Origin of the sequence: Brevundimonas goettingensis (genome assembly GCF_017487405.1) — a bacterium.
In the GTDB taxonomy this organism is placed as follows: domain Bacteria; phylum Pseudomonadota; class Alphaproteobacteria; order Caulobacterales; family Caulobacteraceae; genus Brevundimonas; species Brevundimonas goettingensis.
Map to the genome: position 1 here is coordinate 1,890,781 of NZ_CP062222.1, position 23,367 is coordinate 1,914,147.

Consider the following 23,367-nt stretch of genomic DNA (forward strand, 5'->3'; position numbering starts at 1 on the left):
TTGTCGCCCTTCCAGACATTCGCTTACCGGACCACTAGCCCCGTGCCCCATTCCGCGCCCGCCGCCGCCACGCCGACCGACGACCTCGCCGCCGCCTTCCAGATCGAAGGCTGGCCCGTGCGCGGCCGTCTGGTGCGCCTGGGCGAAGCCGTCGACAGCATCATCAAGGCTCACGACTATCCGGAGCCCGTCGCGGCCCTGCTGGGCGAAGCCTGCGCCCTGGCGGCCCTTGTGGGCTCCAGCCTGAAGTTCGAAGGCCGACTGATCGTCCAGGCCCAGGGCGACGGCCCGGTCCGCTACGTCGTCGCCGACTATGACACCTCGGGCACCCTGCGCGGCTACTGCCGGTTCGACCCGGAGGAGGTCGCCGCCGCCTCGACCGGCTTCGCCCGCCCCGGCGCCCAGACCCTGCTGGGCAAGGGCGTCTTCATCATGACCCTGGACCAGGGCCCGGACTTCGACCGCCACCAAGGCATCACCCCGATCGAGGGCGAGAGCCTGTCGCTGTGCGCCGAACACTATTTCGCCCAGTCGGAACAGGTGCCGACCAAGGTGCGTCTTGCCGTGGGTCAGGTCTCGACCGACGCCGGCACGGCATGGCGCGCGGGCGGCGCCATGATCCAGATGGTCGCCGGCGACGCCGCGCGCGGCTCGACCGAGGACGTCTGGGACCGCAGCCGCGCCCTGTTCCAGACGCTCGGCGACGACGAACTGATCGACCCGACCGTCTCGCCCGAGACCCTGCTGTTCCGCCTGTTCCACGAGGACGGCGTGCGGCTGGAGCAACCCCTGGCCCTGTCGGCCCTGTGCCGCTGCTCGGCCGAGCGCATCGTCGGCGTCCTGGGCTCGTTCTCGGACGAGGAGCGCGCGGGCATGATCGAGGACGACGGCAAGATCCGCGTCACCTGCGAATACTGCTCGACCGTCTACGAGCTCTCGCCCGAGGATGTGGTCGCCAAGGCAGACTAGGTTCGGATGGCGGCTTCGCGCTGCACGGTCTTTTCGGCCGAGACGACCCGGCGCTGCATCCGGAACGTCCCGGACCAGTCGGCCTTGATCGTCCAGGTTCCGGAAATCTCGTCGCCCGCTGTGGAGACCAGCCCTTCATAGTGGATCGGGTCGATGTGGCCGCCGCCTTCCGAAAACTTCGTGAAGACGAGGACCCCGTCCGCGAAGCGCCCCTCCAGAACGGCCGGGATGTCCGGCGCCCCGGCTCCGCCGAGGACGTCCGGTTCGAGCGTGCGGCCGGACACCCGGGCGCCGACCTGCGTCAGCTCGGCCTCGAACGGCGTCGGCGGAAAGCTGTCGAACGGATTGTAGATCGAGTCTGTTGGGTAGAAGTAGACCCCGGCCCAGCGGCCGGTCAGGTCAACCGCCTGCCCCTCGCCCGGCAGCGCCTCTAGCCTTCCAGATCCAGCGAATAGCCCGCCGAACGCACGGTGCGGATCGGGTTGGCGCTTTCGCCGACGTCCAGGGCCTTGCGCAGGCGGCCGACATGGACGTCGACGGTGCGGGCCTCGACATAGACGTCCGAGCCCCAGACGGCATCCAGCAGCTGTTCGCGGCTGAACACCCGGCCCGGGTGGCGCATGAAGTGGTCCAGCAGGCGGAACTCGGTCGGGCCGAGGTGGACCTCGGTGCCGTTGCGGCGCACGCGGTGGGCGACGCGGTCGATGACGATGTCGCCATGGCCGACGCGGTCGTCGGCGAGGCCCGGACGGATCCGGCGCAGCACGGCGCGGATGCGGGCGATCAACTCGACCATCGAGAAGGGCTTGGTCAGATAGTCGTCGGCTCCGGTGTCCAGACCCCGGACGCGGTCGGATTCCTCGCCGCGCGCGGTCAGCATGATGATCGGCAGGTTGCGCGTCTCGGCCCGGCCGCGCAGGCGGCGGCAGACCTCGATGCCCGAGACCTTGGGCAGCATCCAGTCCAGCAGGACCAGGTCGGGCTGGCGCTCGTCGACCTGGACCAGACCCTCCTCGCCATCGGAGGCGATCACGACATCATAGCCCTCCTTCTCCAGATTGTACTGAAGCAGGGTGGCCAGGGCGTCCTCGTCTTCCATCACCAGGATGTAGGGCTGCACGTGGGTCTCTCCGTCGTCGTCCGATCAGCCTGCCGGGGAGGTCAGGCTTCAGGCAGGGTGTGAGTATGGGTCAGGCCGGTCTCCGAGGCGCCGGGCGCGCCACGCGGGCGCTCGCCGATCATCTCGTCGCCGGTGATCTCGTAGTGGACCGTCTCGGCGATATTGGTCGCGTGGTCGCCGATCCGCTCGAGGTTCTTGGCCATGAACAGCAGATGGGTGCAGGCGTTGATCGTGCGCGGATCGCCCATCATGTAGGTCAGCAGCTCACGGAACAGGGCGTTGTAGTGCTCGTCGACCTCGTCGTCCGAGGCCCAGACCGCCAGGGCGCCGTCGAGCTCGCCCGAGGTATAGGCGTCCAGCACGTCGCGCAGCCGCATCGACACCAGCCGGCCCATCCGCTCGATCGAGCGGGTCAGGGGCTGCATCGGCTCGGTCTCGGCGACGGCCAGGGCGCGCTTGGCGATATTCTTGGCCAGGTCGCCGGTGCGCTCCAGATCGACCGAGAGCTTCATCGCCGCCAGGGTCTTGCGCAGGTCCGAGGCGACGGGCTGACGCAGGGCGATCAGGCGGATGGCCTTCTTCTCGATGTCGCGGTGCATGGCGTCGAGCTTGACGTCACGGTCGACCACCGCGCGCGCAAGGGCGATGTCGCGGCGAGCGACAGAGTCCACGGCGTCCGCGACCTGGGCTTCGGCCAGGCCGCCCATGCGGGCGACCTCGGCGGTCAGCTGGTTCAGTTCGTCGCCGTAAGCCTTGACGGTATGCGTGTTCAACCGAAGCGCCCCGTGATGTAGTCGAGGGTGCGCCGTTCGCGGGGATTCGTGAAGATTTCCTCGGTGTTCCCGTGCTCGACCAGCCGGCCCATGTGGAAGAAGGCCGTCCGCTGCGACACCCGCGCCGCCTGGGCCATCGAGTGCGTCACGATGACGATGCAGAACCGTTCGCGCAGTTCGTCGATCAGCTCCTCGATCTTGGCCGTCGCGATGGGGTCCAGAGCCGAACAGGGTTCGTCCATCAGGATGACTTCGGGATTGACCGCGATGGCGCGGGCGATGACCAGACGCTGCTGCTGACCGCCCGACAAGCCCGTGCCGGCCGAGTGCAGCCGGTCGGCGACCTCGTCCCACAGGCCGGCGCGCTTCAGCGAGGCCTCGACGATGCCGTCCAGCTCGCCCTTGTTGGACGTCAGGCCGTGGATGCGCGGGCCATAGGCCACGTTCTCATAGATGGTCTTGGGGAAGGGGTTCGGCTTCTGGAACACCATCCCGACCTGGGCGCGCAGCAGCACCGGGTCGATGGCCTTGGCGTTGATGTCGCCGCCGTCCATCTCGATCCGACCCGTCACCTTACAGCCCGGGATGGTGTCGTTCATCCGGTTCATGGTGCGCAGGAAGGTCGACTTGCCGCAGCCTGACGGGCCGATGAAGGCGGTGACCGTCTTGTCCGGGATGTCCAGCGAGACGTCGAACAGGGCCTGTTTGTCGCCGTAGAAGACCGAGACGTCACGCGCGGCGATTTTGGTCGGGCCGGCCGGGAAATTGGGCGCGGTGACGGTCGGGGCGCGCGAATGAGCGCCTTCATCCGTCGACGGGGTCAGCAGGGATTCGCCCCGCGGAGCCTCGCCGGCGCCGGGCAGGACCTGACCGCCCATTTTCGGGACTTCGGTCGGATCGACCGGGCCGCCCTCATGGCCGTCTGCAGCCTTCACCGGGGACTGGAAGAAAGGGAATTTCATAAGTTTACCACCGGCGTTCGAAGCGCCGACGCAGCAGGATCGCGCCGGCGTTCATGACGATCATGAAGGCGAGAAGGACGAGGATGGCCGCAGCCGTCCGCTCGTGGAACGCCCGCTCCGAGGCGTTCTCCCAGATATAGACCAGCGACGGCAGGGCGCCCGTGGGCTCCACCGCCGAATGCGGGATGCCCGGCACGAAGCTGACCATGCCGATCAGCAGCAGGGGCGCGGTCTCGCCCAGGGCGTGGGCCATGGAGATGATGGTCCCCGTCATGACGCCCGGCATGGCCAGCGGCAGGACATGCTGGAACACGGTCTGGGTGCGGCTGGCGCCCATGGCCAGGGCCGCCTCGCGGATCGAGGGCGGCACGGCCTTCAGCGAGGACCGTGTGGCGATGATGATGGTCGGCAGGGCCATCAGGGCCAGAACCAGACCGCCGACCAGCGGCGAGGAGCGCGGCAGGTGCATCCAGTTGATGAACAGGGCCACGCCCAGCAGGCCGTAGACGATCGACGGCACGGCCGCGAGGTTGTTGATATTGACCTCGATCAGGTCGCTGATCCGGTTCCGGGGCGAGAACTCCTCCAGATAAACGGCCGCGCCGATGCCGATCGGAATCGCGATCAGGGCGGTGACCAGCAGCATCAGGGCCGAACCGACCACGGCGCCGAGGACGCCGGCCAGCTCGGGCTCGGTCGAGTCGCCGTTGGTGAACAGGGCGCCGTTGAAGTGGGTGCGAACCGCGCCCGAGGCCTTCATCTGGTCCAGCCAGACGATCTGCTGATCCGAGATGCGGCGCTGGTCCGACGGCGTGTCGCGCGAGATCTCGCCCTTGTAGAACAGGTCCGCCTCGTCCGAGGCCGGGGCCGCGATGGTCACCGTCTGGCCGATGATGTTGGGGTTGTTGCGCACCAGGGCGGCGGCGCGGAACTTGAGCTCCGACGAGAACAGCGACCGCATGGCGCGGGCCTTGGTTCCCTGTTCGTCGTCCTGGACGCCCAGACGCACCAGCTCCTGCTCGGCGACCAGCAGTTCGAAATTGGTGCCCTGCGGATAGGTCCGGTCGATCCGGGCCGGGTCCATATAGACCGGCAGGGTGATCTCGTGGGCGTAGAAGGCCGTGTGGCCCTGTTCGATGATCCGGCCGAGCAGCAGCAGCAGGAAGCCGACGGCCACCGAGACGGCCAGAACGCCGTAAAGCTTGAAGCGCGCCTCCTTGGCGTAGCGCTTCTTGATGCCGGCCTGCAGCTTGCTGACCCGCGCCGGATCGACGCCGACGCCCTGGGAATCGGCGCCTTTGGAAAGAGTGGCGTCAGTCATACTGTTCCCGATAGGTCTGGACGATCCGCTGGGCCACGATGTTGAGCACCAGGGTCACCAGGAACAGCGTCAGGCCGAGGCCGAAGGCGGCCAGGGTCTTGGGGCTGTTGAACTCCTGGTCGCCGGTCAGAAGGGTCACGATCTGGACGGTGACGGTGGTCACCGTGTCCAGGGGATTGAGGGTCAGCTTGGCCGCGAGGCCCGCCGCCATGGTCACGATCATGGTCTCGCCGATGGCTCGCGACATGGCCAGCAGCAGGGCGCCCGCGATGCCCGGCAGGGCGGCCGGCAGAAGCACCTTCTTGACCGTCTCCGACTTGGTGGCGCCCATGGCGTAGGAGCCGTCGCGCAGGGTCTGGGGCACGGAGTTGATGATGTCGTCCGACAGGGACGAGACGAACGGGATCAGCATGATCCCCATCACGGCCCCGGCGACCAGGGCCATCTGGTTCTGCACCAGCGACAGATAGAGGCCGATGTCGTTCAGCGGCCCGCCGATCAGGAAGTCGCCGATGGAGTTGAAGAAGACGCGCAGCGCCGGACCGACGGTCAGGGCCGCGAAGAAGCCGTAGACCACGGTCGGGACCCCCGCGAGAATCTCCAGCACCGGCTTGACCACGGCGCGCGAGCCGCGGCTGGCGTATTCCGACAGATATATGGCCGAGAACAGGCCGACCGGCGCGGCGACGCACATGGCGATGATCATGATCAGGAAGGTGCCGGCGAACAAAGGCACGGCCCCGAAGGCGCCTGACGAGCCCACCTGATCGGCGCGGATGGCGATCTGGGGCGACCATTTGGTCCCGAACAGGAACTCGGCGACCGGCACCGACTGGAAGAAGCGAAGGCTGTCCCACAGCAGGGAGAAGACGATGCCGATGGTGGTCAGGACGGCCACGGCCGAACAGGCGAACAGCACGACGCCGATCCAGTCCTCGACCCGATTGCGGGCGCGCAGGTCCGGACGGATGCGGATGAAGACGAACAGGCCGCCCAGAACGGCGGCGATCAGGGCGGCGATCCCCGTGCCGATCGACAGGGTCGTGCGGATTTCGGCGGCGCGACGGCCCTGAACGGTCAGCTGTTCGGCCAGGGGCGCGGGCCAGATCTGCTGCGACGGCTGACCGGCGCCGACCAGATAGGCGTCCGAGAAGAAGGCCTCGCGGCGGAAGGGCTCAAGCTGCTCGACTTCCGGCGAGGCGCCGGCGACCAGGGCCTGGTGGGCGATGCCGCCCGAGAAGACCCCGGCCAGGATCAGAACCAGCAGCGACGGCGCCCCGACCCAGATGAGCGCATAGAGACCGTGCTGGGCGGGTCGCGAGTGGGCCTTGGAGCCCCCGGCGCGGGTTTGGGCGTCGGCGCGGCGCACCGCCAGCCCACGCCCGCCGATAAAGGCGAGCGCCGACAAGGCGATAACCACCAGAAGGAAGAACCAGATCATCGAGGTCCGAACAGAATCGCCAGGGTTTCAGAGCCTGGCTGGGGGCCGGCTCGGTGAGGCGGGAAACTGCCTTTTATTGGCGAGCGGATTACGACTGATCCGTGACACTTCTGTAACGGCGTAGGTCCGCCCGCTTTCGGCTGGTCTCAGATGGCGTCGGACGTCTCGGACCGGATCGGCGACATCGGGAAATAGGCGCTGAACGCCGCGCCTTCGCCGGGAGCGCTGACCACCGTCAAACCCCCGCGGTGGCGGTTGACGATATGCTTCACTATGGCGAGGCCAAGGCCCGTGCCGGGGCGCTCTCCCCCGCTCTTCTGACCCTCGACCCGATAGAAGCGTTCGGTCAGGCGCGGCAAATGTTCGCGGGCGATGCCCGGGCCGTGATCGCGCACGGTGACGGCCGCATAGAGGACGCCCGCCTCGCGATCCGGGGTCAGCAGCGGCAGGCGGGTCAGGCCGTCGGTGCGCGGCCCGGGCGCGGCGTCGATGTGCAGGTCGCGGCGGATGACGATCTCGACCGACTGGCCGGGGGCCGAATATTTGATGCCGTTGTCGACCAGGTTCTGGATCACCTGAATGATCTCGTCGCGATCGCCGTCGATGTTGATCTTGCCGCCGTCGGACTGAAGGGTGACGACCACGCCGCGCTCCTGCGACAGGACGCTGACGGCATCGACCACGTCCGAGGCCGCCCGCGCCAGATCGACCCGCCCCGACGGCGGGATGTGTTCGTTCAGCTCGATCCGGCTCAGCGACAGCAGGTCCGCGACCAGACGGCTCATCCGTTCGGCCTGGGTGGCCATGATGTCGAGGAAGCGGTCGCGGGCCACGGCGTCGTCGCGCGCATGCCCCTTCAGCGTCTCGATGAAGCCGCTCAGCGAAGCCAGGGGCGTGCGCAGTTCGTGGCTGGCGTTGGCCAGGAAGTCGACGCGCATCAGCTCCATGCGCCGCACGTCGGTCTCGTCGCGCAGGGCCAGAATGGCCAGGGGCGCCTCGCGCGGCGACGGCAACGGCCGGACCCACGCCCGCCAGTGCCGCGCCCGGGCCCCGCCGGCGGAATAGTCGGTGGTCTTGGTCACCTCGCCGAACAGGGCCTCATCGACCGCCTCCAGCACGCCCGGGTCCCGCATGGCCGAGACCAGCAGGGCGCCCTCGCGCGGGACGCGCAACAGGTCGCGGGCGGCGGCGTTGGCCATGACGATGCGGCGACCGGCGATGTCGTCGGCCTCTCCGCCGCTGATGATCAGGACCGGGTCGTTGAGCGCCTCGAACACGTTGTCCAGCAGGGGCGCGGCCGCCGCGATCGAGGTCGGTGCGGCCACCGCTCCGGCGGCAGCCGCGCCTGCCGGTCCGCCCGTCGATCGGCTGGCGAACCAGGTGGCGGCCGCGACGATCAGGGCCAGACCGATCAGCCAGGGGGCCAGCTCGGTGCGGAAAGCCGCGAAGATCAGGATCACCACCACCGCCAGGCCGCCGGTCGTCCCGGCCGTCCACAGGCGCGACGACGCCATGGGCGCGACGGGCGAAGGCGACGGATCGAAGGACATGGGGGAAGCGTCTCGCGGCGGCTTTGCGTCAGGTCGGGCGTGTGATTCGTCGAGTCCTAGCATCGTCCTGACACGTCCGGATGACGACGATCATCTCGTTGCGGGAAACCAATGCCCTTGCGCCAAAAAAGTGTACGGCAAAGGCGGTTTCTTTACCTGTTTCGGCGACTGTGCCCCCACTGAAGGGGGATTCCGAACCGGTGCATCGCATCATCAATTGCCTGACGACCCAACACGACTGGCGCTTCATGCTGCTGGCTGCGGTGGTGTGCGCGGGCGGCATTGCGACCGCCATTACCCTCGTGGGCCTCGGCCGGTCCGCCGCGCCCAAGGCCCGACGCCTGTACAGCACGGCCGGCGCCCTTGTGCTGGCCCTGTCGATCTGGGCGACCCATTTCATCGCCATGGTCGGCTACGATCCCGGCTTCGCGGTCCGCTACACCCCGGCAGCGACTCTCTTTTCCCTGGTGATCGCTGTCATCGGCCTCTCGGCCTGCGTCGCCCTGAACCGGGGCGGCGTCGATCGGAGCCGCCGCATCATCGGGGCGGTGACCGGCGCATCTTCGGTCGCGGCAATGCATTTCGTCGGCCTGGCCGCCGTCACCTTCGAGGGGGCCCGGTTCGTCTACCACCCGGTTATCGTCGCCCTGTCGGTCGTGGTCAGCCTGGGCTTCGCCGTCCTGACCGGACTACCGGCCCAGTCGGCCTCCCGCTGGCGGCTGCCCCTTGTCACCGGCTTCGCCCTGATGAGCGTCTGCTCCCTCCATTTCGGCTCCATGGCCGCCCTCGACATCGTGCCGGATCCCAGCGTCGTCCTGACCGGCGGTATGGGCGAGACGGGCCTGCTGTTCTGGCTGGCGACCGGCGTCGCCGTGATCATCGCCATGGCCGCCTTCGTGGTCGGCGTCGCTTCCTGGTCGCGCAACAACGCCCTGGCCCAGATCCGCGAAGCGGTCGACGCCATGCCGGACGGCCTGGCCTTCTTCGACGCCGACGAACGGCTGATGGTCTGGAACGCCCGCTACGCCGAGGTGAACCCCGAGATCGCCGCCGCCCTGACCGTCGGCATGTCGTTCGAGAAGATCATTCGCATCGGCGTCGCCGCCGGCCGCTATACCGAGGCCTTCGGCAATGAAGAGGCGTGGATCGCCGAGCGGCTGGCCGCCCGCAAGGCCCTGTCCTGCACCCTGGAACAGCATGTCGAGGACGACCGCTGGCTGCGGGTTCAGGACCGTCGCACCGCCGCGGGCGGGATGGTCACGGTCTGCAACGACATCACCGACCTGAAGCGCGACAGCCGCGCCCTGGCCGAGGCCCGCGACGCCGCCGAGGCCGCAAACCGGGCCAAGTCCGAGTTCCTGGCCAATATGAGCCACGAGATCCGCACGCCCCTGAATGGCGTCATCGGCCTGACCCAGGCTCTGGCCCGCACTGAAATGACGCCCGACCAGACCGAGATGCTGGAGCTGATCCAGTCGTCGGGCCATACGCTGCAGACTCTGCTGAGCGACATTCTGGATCTGGCCCGCGTCGAATCCGGCCGGATGGAGATCGCCAGCGAACCCTTCGACCTGGCGCGCGCCGTGCGCGAGGCCGCACAGCTCTACGCCGCCGGAGCCGCCGAAAAGGGCCTGTCCTTCTTCGTCGACATCGAGCCGGAGGCCGCTGCCTGGGTCCGCGGCGACGTCGTCCGCGTCAAACAGGTGCTGACCAATCTGGTCTCCAACGCCGTCAAGTTCACGGATCAGGGCTTCGTCAGCCTGACCGCCTGCCGCGGCCGGCGCCCGGACGGCTCGGCCATGCTGCGCTTTACCGTCGAGGACACCGGTGTCGGCTTCGACGCCGAGGCGCGCGACCGCCTGTTCACCCGCTTCGAACAGGCCGACGGCACGATCACGCGCCGCTTCGGCGGCACCGGCCTGGGTCTGGCCATCTGCCGCCAGTTGGCCGAGATGATGGGCGGCGACCTGGATTGCGAGAGCGAGCCCGGCGGCGGTTCGGCCTTCATCCTGACCCTGCCCCTGATCGAGGCCCAGGAGCCCGCCGCCCTGGTCGAGGCCCAACCCGACGCGGAAGATTTCGAGCCGCATCGCATCCGCGTGCTTCTGGCTGACGACCATCCGACCAACCGCCGCGTGGTTGAGCTGATCCTGGCCCCGGCCGCCGTCGACATGACCTCGGTCGAGGACGGCGCCCAGGCCGTCGCCGCCTATCGCGACGGTGGCTATGACCTGGTGCTGATGGACATGCAGATGCCGGTCATGGACGGACTGACCGCGACGCGCGAGATCCGCCTGCACGAGACGGTCATGGGCCTGAACCGCACGCCGATCGTCATGCTGACCGCCAACGCCCTGGCCGAGCACGTCGCCGCAGGCCAGGCCGCCGGCGCCGACCGCCACCTGGCCAAGCCGTTCAACGCGGCCGAACTGCTGGAACTGGTCTGCGACCTGGGCGAACAGCAAAGGGCGCTGGCGGCCTGAAGCCGAGCGCCCTCGCCTGCCCAACTCTTCGTAGCCACCCTATTCGTAGCCGTGGGCGGCCTCGTTGATGACCTGCGACGGCATGTTCGAGAAGTCGACGCTGATCGGGCTGGAAGCCTTGGCCAGCTTGGACTGGAAGGTCTTGATCACATGCTCCAGACGGCGGCGCGTCTCCTCCGCGCCCGTCGCGGACGGATCGAGGTCTAGCGGGGCCAAACAGAAGTCGATGATGGCCTGGGGGCGGCTGAGCGGTTCCATGGCGGGTCTCCTTTGCGACAGCGGAAGGCCCGCTGCCCTGACCCGACATCAACACGCCGGAAGTCATATTGATACCGTCGGAGTGCAATCGGGAAAGTCATCTTGTCATGATGTGACTCTTGCCTTTCAGTCATGATGTGACATCCTTCGCGGATGGACGCCGCCGTCGATCACAAACTCTTCCTCGGCGGCCGGCTGAAACGGCTGCGGCGCGAGCTCGCCCTGACCCAGACGGCCATGGCCGCCGACCTCGGCGTCTCCCCCAGCTATCTGAACCATATCGAGCGCAACCAGAGGCCCGTCTCGGCCCAGCTGTTGCTGCGTCTGGCCGACACCTATGACGTCGATCTGCGCCGGTTGAACTCACCGGACGGTCACGCCTCCGAGGCCGAGCTGACCGAGCTGCTGGCCGACCCCATGTTCCAGGGACTGAGCGTGCCGCGTCACGAAATCCTGCAACTGGCCGACGAGGCGCCCGCCGCCGCCGACGCCATGCTGCGCCTTTACCGCGCCTTCGCCGATCGCCGCGCCCGCGACCGGATCCAGGCCGAACGCGGCGGCGCCGGGCTCGAAGATACGCCCGCCGACCGGGTGCGCGACTGGATTCAGGTCCGCCAAAACCACTTCCCCGAACTGGATGCGCTGGGCGAGGCCCTGCACGGCGCCCTGACGGCCAATGAGACAGGGGAGAACGTCGAGATCCTGGCCCGCGCCCGGCTGGCCGAGCGGCACAATCTGACGGTCAAGGTCATGCCCGCCGAGGTCATGGTCGAATGGACCCGCCGCTTCGACCCGCACCGCCGCCGCCTGCTGGTGTCCGAAACCCTGGGCCCGGCGTCGCGCGCCTTCGCGGTCGTCTATCAGCTGGTTCTGGCTGAGCATGAGGCCGAGCTGGCCGAAATGGCCGACGCCGCCGACATGCCGGACCCGGTCAGCCGCGACCTGCTCAAGGTCTCCCTGACCAACACCCTGACCGCCGCCGTCCTGATGCCCTATGGCCCGTTCCAGAGGGCGGCGGAGCAGACCGGCTATGACCTGGCCCGGCTGCAGGCGCGGTTCGGGGTGGGTTTCGAACAGGCGGCGCACCGGCTGACGACCCTGTCGCGCCCGACCGCGCGCGGCGTGCCCTTCTTCCTGATGCGGGTCGATCAGGCGGGCAATATCTCGAAACGCTATGCGGCCGCAGGCTTTCCCTTTTCTCGCTTTGGAGGCGCTTGCCCGCGCTGGCGGCTGCACTCGGCCTTTCGCACCCCGGGGCGGATCATCACCCAGATCATCGAGACGCCGCCTCAGGATGGCAAACCCGGCGGCCGCTGGTTTACACTGGCCCGCACCGTCGACCGTCAGGGCCACGACGCCTTCTCGGAAGGCGCCGACCTCGCCGTCGGCCTGGGCTGCGAGCTGCGCCACGCCCATCGGTTGATCTACGCCCGGGGGCTGGACCTCCAGAACCCCGAGGTCACCCCCATCGGCCCGGCCTGCCGCCTGTGCCACCGCCACCCCTGCGCCGAACGCGCCGCCCCGCCGGTCGACAGGCCCCTGACGGTGGACGACTGGTCCAAGTCGGTGAGCCCCTATCCGTTCTCGGGCGCCTAGCTCAGCACGATCTTCCCGCCCACCAGCTGGTAGGCCACGCCCGTCCGGTCGAACAGACGACCCAGGGTGGCGGTCGGGTCGGCGACGCCCTGATCCAGCATCTGTTCGATGCCGAGCCTGAGCGACGGGTCGCGGGCGATGCGGGTCAGGCCGGACAGCCATTCCTCGCGCGTCAGCATCCCGTCCTCGCCATAGGCGCGCTGGAAGTCGGCGACCACATCGATGAAGTCGCCGCCGCGCCGGGCCTTGCGCGCCGCCTCGTACGCCATGCTCCAGACGGCGCCGCAGGCGTAGTAGGCGCGGTTGTCGCCGCGCTCGCCGGCCGTGGCGATGGGCTTGCCGGCCGCCAGCCGCACGCAGTCGTCGACCTCGCGCTGCAGCTCGGCGCGGGCGTCATAGGTCGGGTCGATCGACTGGATGGCGCGTACGGCCATCAGGTCCGCCCCGCCCTCTGTGATCCAGGCCTCGCGCGCGAACTGATACTTCAGCCCGTTGGAGCCCAGCCAGAAGTGGGCGCTCTCGTGACCGATGAACCAGCGGGCGCGCGACAGGGCGGCGGCGTCGGGATCCAGCACTCCCTCCCCTTCGAAATTCATCGAGATCAACCCGGGCAGGACGCTGCCGCCCATGCTGGAGACATGCTCGGTCGGGCCGGTCCAGCTGACCATCAGGGTGGGCAGTCCGCCACGGCTCTCGCCCAGCCGCCGCTCATAGACCGACATGACCTGCGGGGTGAACCGGCCGAGCTCCTCGCCCAGCCAGTGGGGCAGGCCGGGATCGATGACCGTGGTCACGCCCGGATTCTGGCGGATGCTGGCCTCCCCGAACAGGACATAGGTGTCGGCCTTGGCCGCGACGGGGGCGTCCACCCGCTCGCCCTTGAACAGAACCGGCCTCGCCGCATCCTTCCAGCGCACCTCGGCCGGGTCGCTGTTGGGCAGGTCCACGCCGTTCAGGTCCAGCGGCAGGGCGCGGACGGCCTCGAGCGAGGGCATGGGCATCACGTCGAACTGGCCGGAATAGAGGGCGACCGTGCCGTCGGTGAAGATCAGAGCCGGATCGTAGTCCGCCTCCAGATCGCCCGCGCGCGGATGCATGACGATGCGGACCTCACGCGGCACCGGGCCGCCGTCGGTCGTGCGCAGCACGTCGTAACGGCCCTGACGCTCCAGCACGACGCCCGGCGTCTCCACCGACCACCACTGCGGCCGCCAGGGCTGGCGACCCACGCGCAACAGGGCCGAACGCTGGAAGACCCAGACCGGCGCGCTGTCATTAAACTGATAGTCGACCGTCCAGCGATCCCCGTCGCGCAGGACCGAGGCCCTGACCGGCCCGGTGATCACACCCTGGGCCGCGGGGGCTGGCGCGGGTTCGGCCGCCGCACAGCCGGCGGTCAGCAGCATCAGGGCAGCCAGAACGGGAACGGGTCGCATGGAGCCTCCGGAGGTCGAGAACGCGGATACCGGCGCGCTGGCGAACCGTCACCTTAAGCTTTGCTAATCCCAGAGGCCGGATGGCGGCAGATCAGGGCGCGGCTTCCAAAGCCCGTTGGGCCGCGGCGAGTTCCCCGGCCATCGTCGCCTTCAGCCGCTGCGGGCCCAGAATGGTGACCTGCTCGCCCCAGGTGAACAGATGCCAGGCCAGTTCGCGCATGCCCGAGGCGCGGAAGCGGACGATGACGCCGCCGTCCGGCTGGTCCTCGATGGTCTGGGTCGGGTGCCAGCGCCAGGCCCGGGCCTCGTCGGCGCCGATGGGCGCCACGCGCAGCACCACCTCCTCGATCTCGTCCTGATAGATGCCGAAGGACTGGCTGGCGAAGACGGCCAGGTCGAAGTCGGCGGGCGGCGGGGCGACCCCATCCTGGGCCTCGACCGCGCTCATCCGGTCCAGACGGAAGGTCTGGATACGGCCGCTCTCCCGGTCCGCCGCGACCAGATAGTTGGCGCGGCCGAACATCACCCCGCACGGCGCGACGCTGCGGCGACGCGGCTCGGCGCCCGGCCGGGCATAGGTGAAGCCCAGCGGCTGCTGCGCCAGCACCGCGCCGCGAATGGTCGCCAGCACGCTCTCGTCGGCCGAGGGACGCGGCCCGGCCTGAACCGCGATGGTCTCGGCCCGCACCAGAGCCTCCAGATCGGGCGCCAGCCGGTTCAGGGTGGTCGAACGCATGGCCGACTTGAGTTTACGCTCCAACCCTTCCAGCGCGACCGCCCGGCCCGCCTCCCCCGTCGCCCTGAGGCCCTGCGCCGCCTTGGTCAGTTCGACCAGTTCGGTCGTGGTCGGGGCCTGTTCGAAGGCCGACAGGCCGCCGCGGATGCGCCAGCGCTTGGTTGGCGGGTCGCTGACCTCCTCCACCGCCGGAAACAGCATCAGGACCGCGTCGCGCAGCCGCTCGGCGGTACGCCGCCCGACCCGGCTCTCGCGCGCCATCTCGTCCAGCGTCAGCCCCTCGGCCGAGGCGGCCATGCGCCGGGCCAGCTCGATGACCATCATCGCCTTGTCGTGTCGCATCGCGGGCCTCCTGAACGATACGTCCGATTTTGGCGCAACGCCGTCGCATTGTCCATCATCGGCAAGACACCGCCCCTCAGACACCGCCTTCCAGGCAACGCTCAAAGGAAACGACCATGGCCCACTTCGCTCCTCACGCCTCCGTCAACGCCAGCCGCTACATGATCGTCCCGTGCGAGGCCGAGGGCTGCGGCGACCTGGCCATCATCTGGGACCGGCTGGAGGAACAGGTGATCGACGTCATCTCCGCCTCGGCCAGCGCCCGCTACTCCGAGGAAGACGCGATGTGGGACGAGGCCCGCAGCTTCTCCGAAGCCATCGACGACAGCCTGCTGTGGCGGATGGCGGCGTAAGACCGGTTGCCTCTGGCGGCGGACGTCCCCACTGTTGAGGGTATGAACGCCCCCTTCAAAGCGCCCCCCGCTCCCTCGATCGAAGCCCCGCTGTGGAATCTGTCGGATCTCTATTCCTCGCGATCAGACTCGCGCATCGCCGCCGACCTCGACAAGGGCAAGGCCGCCGTGGCGGAGCTGAACGCCCTTCAGGGCGCGCTGATCGCGGCGCGGGGCGAGCCGAAGGCCCTGGGTGGGCTGCTGGACAAGGCGATCGGCCTCTATGAGCGGGCGACGGATGCGCTCGGCGGGTTGGGCGCCTATGCCTTCCTCGCCGCCTCGACCGCGCGCGACGACGCCGAGGCCAACGGCTTCGAGGCCGATATCCGCGAGAAGATGACCGCCATCGCCACGCCGACGGTCTGGCTGACGCTTGAGATCAACCAGCTCGAGGACGCCGAAATCGAGGCCGCCCTCCTGGCCGATGAAGGCGCGGCAAACTGGCGGCCCTGGCTGCGGCGGGTCCGGGCGATGAAGCCGCACGAGCTGTCGCAGGAGCTGGAGACCTATCTCGCCGAGCACGGCCCGATCTCGGCCCAGTGGAGCCGGCTGTTCGACGAGACCCTGGCCGCCCTTCGCGCGGACGTCGGCAAGGAGAAGCTGACCCTGGCCGAGGCCCTGAACCGGCTGTCCGATCCCAAGGCCGCGCGGCGCAAGGCGGCGGCCGAGGGGCTGAGCGAGACGCTCGGCGCCCGCACCTCGACCATGGCCCTGGTCATGAACACCATCGCCGCCGACAAGGCCCTGGAGGACAAGTGGCGCGGCTTCAAACGCCCCGCCGACGCCCGCCACCTGGCCAATGAGGTCCACGGCGAGGCGGTCGACGCCATGGCCGAGGCCGTCGCAGCCGCCTATCCGAAGCTGTCGCACCGCTATTACGCCTTGAAGGCCAAGGCCATGGGCAAGACGGCGCTGGACCAGTGGGACCGCAACGCCCCGCTGGATACGTCAACCCCGCGCGGCTTCGACTGGCTGCAGGGCAAGGCCATGGTTCTGGACAGCTTCGCCGACCTGGGTCCCGAGTTCGCCGATCGCGCCACGCGATTCTTCGACAATCCGTGGATCGACGGCCGCGCCCGCCCGGGCAAGCAGTCGGGCGCCTATGCCCACCCGGTGACCGCCGACCGCCACCCCTATGTCTTCCTGAACTGGATGGGCGAGCGGCGCGACGTCCTGACCCTGGCGCATGAGCTGGGTCACGGCATTCACCAGACCCTGGCCGCCGACAAGGGCACGCTGCTGGCCGACACCCCCCTGACCCTCGCCGAGACCGCCTCCATCTTCGCCGAGGGCCTGACCTTCGACCGACTGCTGGCCACCGCGCCCAAGGCCGAGCAGCGCGGCCTGCTGGCCGGGCGGATCGAGGACGGGCTGAACACCGTGGTCCGCCAGATCGCCTTCCACCGCTTCGAGACCCGCTTCCACGACGAGCGCGCCAACGGCGAGGTCCCGGCCGAACGCATCGGCCAGATCTGGCTGGAGGAGATGGGGGCCTCACTCGGCCCGGCCGTCACCCTGAACCCCGGTTACGAGCACTGGTGGTCCTACGTCAGCCACTTCGTCCACTCGCCCTTCTACGTCTACGCCTATGCCTTCGGCGACCTGCTTGTGGCGGCCCTGATGGAGACGCGGCGCAAGGACCCGGCCGCCTTCACGCCCCTGTACCGCGAGCTCCTGGCCGGCGGCGGGACGCGGACCTATGACGAAGCGCTCAAGCCCTTCGGCCTCAACCCGCGCGACCCGGCCTTCTGGACCATCGGCTGCGGCCGGCTGGAGCGGCTGGTCGACCAGTTCGAGGCGACGTTCTGAAGCCGCGAGCCTATGACTTGAGCCCGGCGCAAGCCGCGCTATAAGTCGCAAACCACCGACTCTTCCGGATGCAGACCTCATGGCCGACCCGCACCACGACGCTCACGGCGCTGACGACTATCAGCGCGGTGAAATGGCCATCGGCGAACAGGCCGCGACCTGGAAGCTGGTCCAGGCCATGTTCAGCTGGGGCTCGCTGGCGATCGCCGCCCTGCTGCTGGGCCTGGTCATGGCCTTCCGTCCTGGCGGCAACATCTTCCTCGGCCTTTTCCTCTGCGTGGCGCTTTTCGCGGTCGGCGCGGTCTGGCTGAAGTCAGGCTCGAAGAAGGCCCACTAGGGCTCCTGCCGGATCGGCAAGTCCCTGCCGGTCAAATCCGGTTTCGCGCACGCCTTTCGCTTGCGAACGGCCTTTTCGAGCTTTGACGGACCAATCCATTCCAGCCTAACGTGATTTCCAAGAACAAGACTTGGGGAGATTCGTTTGGCCGTCGCCATCGCCGTGACCCGCGAACGCCGTGAAGGCGAAACGCGCTGCGCTGTCACACCCGAGACCGTGAAGAAATTCGTCGCCCTGGGCGCGACCGTGACCGTCGAGGCGGGCACGGGCGCCGGGTCGTCCTTCCCTGACGCCGAATATGTCGCCGCCGGCGCCGTGGTGAAGCCCGACACCCGCGCGGTGCTGGAAGGCGCCGACATCCTGCTCAAGGTGCGCGGCCCGACAGCGCAGGAGATCACCGCCCTCAAGCCCGGCGCCATCGTGGTCGCCCTGCTGGATGCGTATCGCGAGAAGGACACCGTCGCGGCGCTCGCCGGGGCCAACGCCACCGCCTTCGCCATGGAGTTCGTGCCCCGCATCACCCGGGCCCAGGTCATGGACGCCCTGTCGTCCCAGGCCAATCTCGCCGGCTATCGCGCCGTGATCGAGGCGGCCGCCGCCTACGGCCGCGGTTTCCCGATGATGATGACGGCGGCGGGCACGGTCGCCCCGGCCAAGGTCTTCGTCATGGGCGTCGGCGTCGCGGGCCTGCAGGCCATCGCCACGGCGCGTCGCCTCGGCGCCGTCGTCACCGCCACCGACGTCCGCCCGGCCACCAAGGAACAGGTCGAGTCTCTGGGCGCCAAATTCCTCGCCGTCGAAGACGAGGAGTTCAGGAACGCCCAGACGGCCGGCGGCTACGCCAAGCCCATGTCGGCGGAATACCAGGCCAAACAGGCCGTGCTCGTCGGCGAGCACATCAAGAAGCAGGACATCGTCATCACCACGGCCCTGATCCCCGGCCGCGCGGCGCCGGTGCTGGTCACCGCCGAACAGGTCGGCACGATGAAGCCGGGCTCGGTCCTGATCGACCTGGCCGTCGAGGCCGGCGGCAATGTCGAGGGCGCCAAGGTCGGCGAGACCGTTGTCACCCCGAACGGCGCCCAGATCGTCGGCATCGCCAACCTGCCCGGCCGCATCGCCTCTGACGCCTCGTCCCTTTACGCCAAGAACCTGCTGGCCTTCGTCGGCCTGATCCTCAAGGACGGCGCGGTGAGCCTCGATCTGGAAGATGAAATCCTCAAAGCGGCCGTCGTCACCAACGGCGGCGCGGTGGTCCATGAGGGCGTGCGGGGATGAGGCTACTGGCTCACCCTCTCCATCTGACCGCCATCGTCGCCGGGGCGGCGACCGTGGCTTTCGTCCTCTTGCAAGTCGATCCAACGGGCCAGCATTTCGCCGCCTGTGCGGGCGGCCTCTTGGCGCTGACGGCCGCAGTCGATCTGGCGCGGCGCCTGGGTCTGGAACCGAAGAATGATCCTGCCACCCCGTTGAACAGAAGAGCTGACTGATGGAACACGTCGATCCCACCGTCTTCCGACTGGCCATCTTCGTGCTGGCGATCTTCGTCGGCTATTATGTGGTCTGGTCGGTGACGCCGGCCCTGCACACCCCGCTGATGGCCGTGACCAACGCCATTTCCAGCGTCATCGTCGTCGGCGGCCTGATCGCGGCGGCGGCGACCGCAGGGGACAGCGGCGCCACACCCTGGATCGCCAAGGGCGCGGGCGTCGCGGCCGTGACCCTGGCCAGCGTCAACATCTTCGGCGGCTTCATGGTCACCCGACGGATGCTGGCCATGTACAAGAAGAAGGAACGGCCCAAGCCGGCTGCCGAGACGAAGGCCGCCTGATGACCCCGGCGAACATCGCCATGATGATCGTGATCCCGGCCGTCCTTCTGGGCGCCCTGGCCTTCGTCCTGTCCAGCGGCCGGATGTCGCGTCCGCTGCGGCGGCGGGTCGAGCTGTTCCTGATGGCCATCCTGTTCCCGGCCTTCCTGGCCTTCTGGGGCTGGCAGGTGCTGGAGGCGGCGCAGGCCGGGCACAAGCCGCTGCTGATCACCCTTCTTGTCGTGACCATCGCCGCTGTTGCCTGGAGCGGCGTCAGCACCTTCCGCAAGTGGCGGCGGGCCGACTGACATGCCCATCAGCCCCGCACAACTGGCCGTTCTGGTCTCGTGGATCGCCACGGGGCTGGGGCTTGGCCTGTGGGCGTGGAGCTTCTTCCGCGAGAAGAACGCCATCCGCAAGCTGCGCTTCCTGGACTGCGGCGTGGTGCTGATCTTCTCGGCCGTTCTGGTGCGGATCGTGGCCCAGGAGCGGCCGATGAACGCCATCGACTGGACCCTGGTCTTCCTCTCGCCCCTGTTCATCGTCGCGGCCTTCTGGCGGCTGGCGCGGACGGCCTGCCCGGGGGACTACGAATGATGAAGGCGATGGCAGCCCTTCTGGCGACAGCCCCTGCCGGCCTGCTGGCGAGCTCGGCCCTGGCCCAGGCCTCGCTGGACACCGACGTCCCGGGGCCGCCGTTCCAGGGCCTGCGCTGGGCCGTCGCGGCGCCCGCCGGGACCGGCTGGACGCTGGCCTGCCGCTTCCGCCCCGTCACCTACCGGGCCAGCCCGTACGATCTGCACCACTGGGCCAACGGGATAAGGCTGACCGGGCGCGGCCCGGATCAAGGCCGCCTGCCCGGCCCCGACGGCCGCCGCGCCCTGACCCTGACCGACGGCCCCGGCCCGATCGGACTGGGTCTGGCCCGCGAAGGCGCCCGCACCGTCTCCGCCGGCACGAACGATCCGGCGCGACCGGCCCGGGCGACGGTGTTCTGATGATCCATCACACGACAAGACCAACAAGAGACTTCGGGGGACTGCGATGAACGCATCCATAGCGGCGCTGGCCTATCTGGTCGCAGGCGTTCTTTTCATTCTCAGCCTGCGCGGCCTCTCCAGCCCGGAGACCAGCCGTCAGGGCAATACGATGGGCATGGTCGGGATGGCCATCGCCGTCGGCGTGACCCTGCTGACGCTCGGCTTCACCGGGGCGCTGGATCCGATCACCCTGGCCCTGCTGGCCGGGGGCGTGGTCGTGGGCGGCGGCGGCGGGGCCCTGATCGCGGCCAAGGTCAAGATGACCGACATGCCCCAGCTGGTCGCGGCCTTCCACAGCCTCGTCGGCATGGCCGCCTGTCTGGTCGCCGTCGGCGCCGTCTATGCGCCGGAAGCCTTCGGCATCAGTGACGGCATGGGCGGGATCAAGGTCCAGTCGATCATCGAGCTCAGCCTCGGCGTCGCCATCGGCGCCATCACCTTCACCGGCTCCGTCATCGCCTTCGCCAAGCTGAACGGCAATATGTCGGGCGCCCCGATCATCCTGCCCGCCCGGCACCTGATCAACATCGCCCTGGCCCTGGTCCTAGTCCTGCTGATCGGGATCATGGTCGGTTCGGGCGGCACGACCACCTGGGCCTTCTGGGGCATCTTCGCCATCAGCCTGGTGCTGGGCGCGACCCTGATCATCCCCATCGGCGGCGCCGACATGCCCGTCGTGGTCTCGATGCTGAACTCCTACTCCGGCTGGGCCGCTGCGGCGCTCGGCTTCACGCTCGAGAACATCGCCCTGATCATTACCGGCGCCCTGGTCGGCTCCTCGGGCGCGATCCTGTCCTACATCATGTGCAAGGGCATGAACCGCAGCTTCATCTCGGTCATCCTGGGCGGCTTCGGCGGCGACAGCGGCCCGGCCGGCGAGCAGCGCGTCGAGACCCGTCCGGTCAAGCAGGGCTCGGCCGACGATGCCGCCTTCATCATGAAGAACGCCTCCAAGGTCATCATCGTCCCCGGCTACGGCATGGCCGTCGCCCAGGCCCAGCACGCCCTGCGCGAAATGGCCGACAAGCTGAAGGAAGAAGGCGTCGAGGTGAAGTATGCCATCCACCCGGTCGCGGGCCGGATGCCGGGCCACATGAACGTCCTGCTGGCCGAGGCCAATGTCCCCTATGACGAGGTGTTCGAGCTGGAGGACATCAACGCCGAGTTCGCCACCGCCGACGTCGCCTTCGTCATCGGCGCCAACGACGTCACCAACCCGGCCGCCAAGACCGACCCGACCTCGGCCATCTACGGCATGCCGATCCTCGACGTCGAAAAGGCCGGCACCGTCCTGTTCATCAAGCGCGGCATGGCGGCGGGTTACGCCGGCGTCGAGAACGAACTCTTCTTCCGCGACAACACCATGATGCTGTTCGCCGACGCCAAGAAGATGGTCGAAGGGATCGTGAAGGCGTTGTGAGGGCTGGTCGCTCGATAGCCCGGATCGGCCTTGGCCTGACAGTCCTGCTGACCGGCTGTTCAGCGACCTATTCCATGACGGTGACGGGCGATCTCGAACACCCCGTCGTATCCTTCCTCCAGGCCCGCAAGCCGGTCGACATCTGCGTGTCCTCACTGGAAGTCCGAGAGCACGCCGACCGCTCATTCAGCGGCAAACTTGTCTGGGAAGTTCAGACCGAAAGCGGATGTATCGCGCTCGACAGCATCGCCTACGGGCAAGCGCCTGCGGGCTTCAGAACGATCCATGCGCCCGAGTCCCTCAAGCCCGGGATCGTTTATGAGGCGTTCGGCAGGGGCGCGACGACGGGGATGTTCGGCGCCTCCGCGGCAGGCAGCGCGCTCTTCACCTATCACGATGGAAGCTGGTGGGAGCCTACAGGGACCCGCCCGTGACCGGGCTGACACCACGAGCAACTTGTGGCTAGACGCCTGATCAGGCGGCCACGCCTTCGGCCTGCGCCCCGCCACCGATCCGATCACCCGCGAATGGCCGGGCCAGGTCGAGCAGTGGCTGCATTCCCTCGGCGTCCTCTGACAACTCCCGGTCGCGGTGACGCGAAATACGGCTAAGGTCGGCGCGGGATGAATCGTGCAGGGACGATCTGAGTGGCCTCGACCCACCGTTCGACACGACGATCGCAGTGGTGGCTGCGCGCCGGGGCGATCCTGCTCGGCGTGGTTCTGATCGCCTATGCGCTGGTGATCGGCGTCGTCTTCTTCAGCCAGAGGGAGATGCTCTATCCGATCGTTCACGGCAGCCCGACGCCCGACGCCGACGGCCCGCCGATCCAGGTGGTCCACATCGACACCCACGATCACGAGCGGCTGGTGGCCTGGTTCCTGGCGCCGAAGCCGGGGCGGCCGACGATCCTGTTCTTCGGCGGTCAGGGCGGGGGTCTGTCTTTCCAGTCCGGGCGCTGGCGGCGCATGGCCGACGAGGGGGTGGGCTTCCTTGCCGTCGGCTATCGCGGCCATGACGGTTCGACCGGCAAGCCCTCGGAGAAGGGTCTCCATACAGACGCCCGCGCCGCCTGGGACTGGCTGGCCCGAACGACCCCGGCGCAGGACATCGTTCTCCACGGCTTCTCCCTGGGCACCGGGGTCGCGACCCGGCTGGCCGTCGAACGCCCCGCCCGCGCCCTGATCCTCGAGGCGCCCTATACCTCCACCGCCGACATCGCGGCCGAGGCCTGGCCCTTCATCCCGGTGCGCTTGTTGATGCTGGACCAGTACCGGTCGCGCGACATCATCGACCGCGTCTCCATCCCCCTGCTGATCGTTCACGGAAGCGCTGACGAGGTCATTCCCTTCGAACAGGGCCGCACCCTCTACGACCTCGCCCATACGCCGCGGCGGCTGGTGAAGATGGTCGGTTCGAACCACGCGACCCTGACCCGCGACGGCCTGTACGACCAGATCTGGACCTTCCTGAACCTGCCCCTCCCCGCCTCGACCGCTGAGGCGGGCCATCGGGTGGCGGTCGAGGTGGAGAGCGCGCCATGACCTCGATCGTCTCGAACAAACGGCGGCG

At 68.6% G+C, this 23,367-nt stretch carries 24 protein-coding genes; 14 read left to right on the top strand and 10 right to left on the bottom strand.

Going from position 1 to position 23,367, the window contains the following annotated elements:
- Positions 1-42: 42 nt before the first annotated feature.
- On the top strand, positions 43-969 hold the full coding sequence (locus tag IFJ75_RS09410) for an Hsp33 family molecular chaperone (RefSeq protein ID WP_207932307.1): 927 nt from the start codon (positions 43-45) through the stop codon (positions 967-969).
- On the opposite strand, the gene IFJ75_RS09415 is transcribed toward IFJ75_RS09410, so the two are convergent.
- The 7 genes from IFJ75_RS09415 to IFJ75_RS09445 form a co-directional block, all read right to left on the bottom strand.
- Positions 966-1,253: a hypothetical protein gene (locus IFJ75_RS09415; RefSeq protein WP_207932308.1), complete on the bottom strand. Its 288-nt coding sequence runs from the start codon at positions 1,251-1,253 to the stop codon at positions 966-968. The genes IFJ75_RS09410 and IFJ75_RS09415 overlap by 4 nt on opposite strands.
- Before the next feature lie 146 nt (positions 1,254-1,399).
- Positions 1,400-2,089, bottom strand: coding sequence for a phosphate regulon transcriptional regulator PhoB (gene phoB, locus IFJ75_RS09420; RefSeq protein ID WP_131248927.1), 690 nt, complete (start codon positions 2,087-2,089; stop codon positions 1,400-1,402).
- A 41-nt stretch (positions 2,090-2,130) separates the two neighbouring features.
- Positions 2,131-2,862, bottom strand: coding sequence for a phosphate signaling complex protein PhoU (gene phoU / locus IFJ75_RS09425; protein WP_207932309.1), 732 nt, complete (start codon positions 2,860-2,862; stop codon positions 2,131-2,133).
- Entirely contained in the window at positions 2,859-3,824 is a 966-nt protein-coding gene (gene pstB, locus IFJ75_RS09430) for a phosphate ABC transporter ATP-binding protein PstB (RefSeq protein WP_207932310.1), read from the bottom strand. Before pstB ends, phoU begins: the two co-directional genes overlap by 4 nt.
- Before the next feature lie 4 nt (positions 3,825-3,828).
- A complete protein-coding gene (gene pstA, locus IFJ75_RS09435) occupies positions 3,829-5,145 on the bottom strand; it encodes a phosphate ABC transporter permease PstA (protein WP_207932311.1) in 1,317 nt (438 codons plus the stop codon).
- Positions 5,138-6,586, bottom strand: a complete 1,449-nt coding sequence (pstC, locus tag IFJ75_RS09440; protein ID WP_207932312.1) for a phosphate ABC transporter permease subunit PstC — start codon at positions 6,584-6,586, stop codon at positions 5,138-5,140. The genes pstA and pstC overlap by 8 nt, the downstream gene beginning before the upstream one ends.
- Positions 6,587-6,732: 146 nt before the next feature.
- Positions 6,733-8,136 (bottom strand): sensor histidine kinase, encoded by a 1,404-nt coding sequence (locus tag IFJ75_RS09445; RefSeq protein ID WP_207932313.1) that lies wholly within the window; start codon positions 8,134-8,136, stop codon positions 6,733-6,735.
- Between the two features lie 200 nt (positions 8,137-8,336).
- Here IFJ75_RS09445 and IFJ75_RS09450 point away from each other — a divergent pair, with 200 nt between their 5' ends.
- Complete coding sequence (locus tag IFJ75_RS09450) at positions 8,337-10,619, top strand: ATP-binding protein (protein WP_207932314.1); 2,283 nt, start codon at positions 8,337-8,339, stop codon at positions 10,617-10,619.
- Between the two features lie 39 nt (positions 10,620-10,658).
- Here the strand turns inward: IFJ75_RS09450 and IFJ75_RS09455 are convergent, their stop codons facing one another.
- Complete coding sequence (locus tag IFJ75_RS09455; protein WP_207932315.1) at positions 10,659-10,877, bottom strand: hypothetical protein; 219 nt, start codon at positions 10,875-10,877, stop codon at positions 10,659-10,661.
- A 153-nt stretch (positions 10,878-11,030) separates the two neighbouring features.
- On the opposite strand from IFJ75_RS09455, the gene IFJ75_RS09460 reads away from it, so the two are divergent.
- On the top strand, positions 11,031-12,473 hold the full coding sequence (locus tag IFJ75_RS09460; RefSeq protein WP_207932316.1) for a helix-turn-helix domain-containing protein: 1,443 nt from the start codon (positions 11,031-11,033) through the stop codon (positions 12,471-12,473).
- On the opposite strand, the gene IFJ75_RS09465 is transcribed toward IFJ75_RS09460, so the two are convergent.
- Both IFJ75_RS09465 and IFJ75_RS09470 read right to left on the bottom strand, forming a co-directional pair.
- Positions 12,470-13,909, bottom strand: a complete 1,440-nt coding sequence (locus IFJ75_RS09465) for a hypothetical protein (protein ID WP_207932317.1) — start codon at positions 13,907-13,909, stop codon at positions 12,470-12,472. The genes IFJ75_RS09460 and IFJ75_RS09465 overlap by 4 nt on opposite strands.
- 91 nt (positions 13,910-14,000) lie before the next feature.
- Positions 14,001-14,987, bottom strand: a complete 987-nt coding sequence (locus IFJ75_RS09470; protein ID WP_207932318.1) for a helix-turn-helix transcriptional regulator — start codon at positions 14,985-14,987, stop codon at positions 14,001-14,003.
- Positions 14,988-15,103: 116 nt separating this feature from the next.
- On the opposite strand from IFJ75_RS09470, the gene IFJ75_RS09475 reads away from it, so the two are divergent.
- From IFJ75_RS09475 to IFJ75_RS09525, 11 genes are all read left to right on the top strand, one after another.
- Complete coding sequence (locus IFJ75_RS09475; protein WP_207932319.1) at positions 15,104-15,340, top strand: hypothetical protein; 237 nt, start codon at positions 15,104-15,106, stop codon at positions 15,338-15,340.
- A gap of 42 nt (positions 15,341-15,382) precedes the next feature.
- Positions 15,383-17,188, top strand: coding sequence for a M3 family oligoendopeptidase (locus IFJ75_RS09480; RefSeq protein WP_207932320.1), 1,806 nt, complete (start codon positions 15,383-15,385; stop codon positions 17,186-17,188).
- A 79-nt stretch (positions 17,189-17,267) separates the two neighbouring features.
- Positions 17,268-17,525 (top strand): aa3-type cytochrome c oxidase subunit IV, encoded by a 258-nt coding sequence (locus IFJ75_RS09485; RefSeq protein WP_207932321.1) that lies wholly within the window; start codon positions 17,268-17,270, stop codon positions 17,523-17,525.
- A 144-nt stretch (positions 17,526-17,669) separates the two neighbouring features.
- Positions 17,670-18,803 (top strand): Re/Si-specific NAD(P)(+) transhydrogenase subunit alpha, encoded by a 1,134-nt coding sequence (locus IFJ75_RS09490; protein WP_207932322.1) that lies wholly within the window; start codon positions 17,670-17,672, stop codon positions 18,801-18,803.
- 211 nt (positions 18,804-19,014) lie between these two features.
- Positions 19,015-19,356, top strand: coding sequence for an NAD(P) transhydrogenase subunit alpha (locus IFJ75_RS09495; protein ID WP_207932323.1), 342 nt, complete (start codon positions 19,015-19,017; stop codon positions 19,354-19,356).
- A complete protein-coding gene (locus IFJ75_RS09500; protein WP_207932324.1) occupies positions 19,356-19,643 on the top strand; it encodes a hypothetical protein in 288 nt (95 codons plus the stop codon). The genes IFJ75_RS09495 and IFJ75_RS09500 overlap by 1 nt, the downstream gene beginning before the upstream one ends.
- Position 19,644: 1 nt before the next feature.
- On the top strand, positions 19,645-19,932 hold the full coding sequence (locus tag IFJ75_RS09505) for a hypothetical protein (protein ID WP_207932325.1): 288 nt from the start codon (positions 19,645-19,647) through the stop codon (positions 19,930-19,932).
- The gene (locus IFJ75_RS09510; RefSeq protein ID WP_207932326.1) at positions 19,929-20,333 is read left to right on the top strand and encodes a hypothetical protein; all 405 of its coding nucleotides are present in this window, start codon (positions 19,929-19,931) and stop codon (positions 20,331-20,333) included. Before IFJ75_RS09505 ends, IFJ75_RS09510 begins: the two co-directional genes overlap by 4 nt.
- 46 nt (positions 20,334-20,379) lie before the next feature.
- Entirely contained in the window at positions 20,380-21,795 is a 1,416-nt protein-coding gene (locus IFJ75_RS09515; RefSeq protein ID WP_207932327.1) for an NAD(P)(+) transhydrogenase (Re/Si-specific) subunit beta, read from the top strand.
- 74 nt (positions 21,796-21,869) lie between these two features.
- Positions 21,870-22,229, top strand: a complete 360-nt coding sequence (locus IFJ75_RS09520; protein WP_207932328.1) for a hypothetical protein — start codon at positions 21,870-21,872, stop codon at positions 22,227-22,229.
- A gap of 213 nt (positions 22,230-22,442) precedes the next feature.
- Positions 22,443-23,339 carry an alpha/beta hydrolase gene (locus IFJ75_RS09525; protein WP_225897067.1) on the top strand — a complete coding sequence of 299 codons (897 nt, stop codon included), beginning with the start codon at positions 22,443-22,445 and terminating at the stop codon, positions 23,337-23,339.
- Positions 23,340-23,367 lie beyond the last annotated feature (28 nt).